1 rRNA gene is annotated in these 3,192 nt (G+C 54.1%); it reads left to right on the top strand.

Going from position 1 to position 3,192, the window contains the following annotated elements:
- Positions 1–20 precede the first annotated feature (20 nt).
- Positions 21–3,093 (top strand): 23S ribosomal RNA (locus ACUY2T_RS10250).
- The last annotated feature ends 99 nt before the right edge of the window (positions 3,094–3,192 follow it).

Raw genomic sequence — 3,192 nt, 5'->3', positions numbered from 1 at the left:
GTGTGGGTGTCTTAGTATTTTGTGTTGTCTGTGAAGGGCGCACGGTGGATGCCTTGGGCATGATAAGCCGATGAAGGACGTGGAAGGCCGCGATAGTCCTCGGGGAGTTGTCAATCGAGCGTTGATCCGAGGGTGTCCGAATGGGGAAACCTGGCCACAGTTGTGTGTGGTCGCTGCATGGATGAATTCATAGTTTGTGTGGTGGTAACGCGGGGAAGTGAAACATCTCAGTACCCGTAGGAGAAGAAAATAATAATGATTCTGCTAGTAGCGGCGAGCGAACGTGGATTTTGGCTAAACTGCATGCGTGTGATACCTGGCAGGGGTTGCGTGTGTGGGGTTGTGGGGTTGTGTTGTGCGGTGCTGCCATGCCGTGCCCTGGTGTCATGTGTTAGCGGAAGTGGTTTGGAATGGCCTGCCGTAGACGGTGAGAGTCCGGTACGTGAAAGCATGTGGTGTTGGGGTTGATGTGATACCCGAGTAGCAGCGGGCTCGTGGAATCTGCTGTGAATCTGCCGGGACCGCCCGGTAAGCCTGAATACTTATTGTGACCGATAGTGTATGAGTACCGTGAGGGAATGGTGAAAAGTACCCCGGGAGGGGAGTGAAATAGTACCTGAAACCGTGTGCCTACAAGCCGTCAGAGCCTTTTAGAGGTGATGGCGTGCCTTTTGAAGAATGAGCCTGCGAGTCAGCGGCATGTCGCGAGGTTAACCCGTTATGTGGGGTAGCCGTAGGGAAACCGAATCCTAATGAGGGTGTTGTGAGTGGCATGTCCTGGACCCGAAGCGGGGTGATCTACCCATGGCCAGTGTGAAGCAGCTGTAAGAGGCTGTGGAGGCGCGAACCCACTTAGGTTGAAAACTGAGGGGATGAGTTGTGGGTAGGGGTGAAAGGCCAATCAAACTCCGTGATAGCTGGTTCTCCCCGAAATGCATTTAGGTGCAGCGTCGTGTGTTTCTTGCCGGAGGTAGAGCTACTGGTTGGTTGAGCGGGACTATCATCTTAGCGACGTCAGCCAAACTCCGAATGCCGGTAAGTCAGAGCGCGGCAGTGAGACTGCGGGGGATAAGCTTCGTTAGTCGAGAGGGAAACAGCCCAGATCGCCGGTTAAGGCCCCTAAGAGTGTGCTAAGTGGAAAAGGATGTGGGATCGCGAAGACAGCCAGGAGGTTGGCTTAGAAGCAGCCATCCTTGAAAGAGTGCGTAATAGCTCACTGGTCGAGTGGTTCTGCGCCGACAATGTAGTGGGGCTCAAGTACACCGCCGAAACCGCGGAACTCAGCTTTTGTTGGGTTGGTAGGGGAGCGTCGTGTGATCGTTGAAGCTGCCGGGTGACCGTGTGGTGGAGGTTATGCGAGTGAGAATGCAGGCATGAGTAGCGAATGATGCGTGTGAAACGTATCCGCCGGATGACTAAGGGTTCCTGGGTCAAGCTAATCTTCCCAGGGTGAGTCGGGTCCTAAGGCGAGGCCGACAGGCGTAGTCGATGGTTAACGGGTTGATATTCCCGTACCCGTGTGTGTGCGACCAATGGTGAATCAGTGATACTAACTGCCCTGAAGTATGCTGCATGCATTTTGTGTGTGTGGTGTGTGGATGCGTAGGACCTGATCTGGTAGTAGCCAAGCGATGGGGTGACGCAGGAAGGTAGCCAAGCCACTTATTGGATTGTGGTGTAAGCGTGTGGCCCGCAGGAATTGGTAAATCCGTCCTGCATTTTGGGTGAGGCGTGATGCGTACCCGTTGTGGGGATGTTGGTGATCCTATGCTGTCGAGAAAAGCCTCTAGTGAGTGCATGTACGGCCCGTACCGTAAACCGACACAGGTGGTCAGGTAGAGAATACTAAGGCGTTCGGGTGAACTGTGGTTAAGGAATTCGGCAAAATGGCCCCGTAACTTCGGGAGAAGGGGTGCCACTACTGGTGAACGACGTGTTGAGCTGGTGGTGGTCGCAGAGAATAGAGGGAAGCGACTGTTTACTAAAAACACAGGTCCGTGCGAAGACTTTAAGTCGATGTATACGGACTGACGCCTGCCCGGTGCTGGAAGGTTAAGAGGACCTGTTAGGACGCTTTGTCCGAAGCGGAGAATTTAAGCCCCAGTAAACGGCGGTGGTAACTATAACCATCCTAAGGTAGCGAAATTCCTTGTCGGGTAAGTTCCGACCTGCACGAATGGCGTAACGACTTCCCTGCTGTCTCAACCACAGGCCCGGTGAAATTGCAGTACGAGTAAAGATGCTCGTTACGCGCGGCAGGACGAAAAGACCCCGGGACCTTCACTATAGCTTGGTATTGGTGTTCGGTTCGGTTTGTGTAGGATAGGTGGGAGACTGTGAAGTAGTCACGCTAGTGGTTGTGGAGTCGTTGGTGAAATACCACTCTGATCGGATTGGGCATCTGAACCTCGGCCCGTGATCCGGGTTAGGGACAGTGCCTGGTGGGTAGTTTAACTGGGGCGGTTGCCTCCCAAAGTGTAACGGAGGCGCCCAAAGGTTCCCTCAGCCTGGTTGGCAATCAGGTGTTGAGTGTAAGTGCACAAGGGAGCTTGACTGTGAGACTGACAGGTCGAGCAGGTACGAAAGTAGGGACTAGTGATCCGGCACCGGCTTGTGGAAGCGGTGTCGCTCAACGGATAAAAGGTACCCCGGGGATAACAGGCTGATCTTCCCCAAGAGTCCATATCGACGGGATGGTTTGGCACCTCGATGTCGGCTCGTCGCATCCTGGGGCTGGAGTAGGTCCCAAGGGTTGGGCTGTTCGCCCATTAAAGCGGCACGCGAGCTGGGTTTAGAACGTCGTGAGACAGTTCGGTCTCTATCCGCCGTGCGCGTTGAAACTTGAAGAAGGCTGTCCCTAGTACGAGAGGACCGGGACGGACATACCTCTGGTGGGCCAGTTGTCACGCCCGTGGCATGGCTGGTTGGCTACGTATGGGAGGGATAACCGCTGAAAGCATCTAAGCGGGAAGCCTGTTCTGAGATGAGGTTTCTTTTGAGGTTCCCTATAGATTATGGGGTTGATAGGCCGGATCTGGAAGTCATGTGAGTGATGGAGGTGACCGGTACTAATTGGCCGATGTTCAACACATTGAACCACGTTTGTGGTTGTGGCTAAGACGATTTCGGATTGTCGCATGGGTTGTGTACTCGCGTTTGTTATGCAGTGTCTGGAACGGCACTACACACCAG

The sequence above is a fragment of the Corynebacterium sp. 22-2729 genome (genome assembly GCF_053479475.1).
This window is presented reverse-complemented; position numbering and strand designations above follow the sequence as displayed.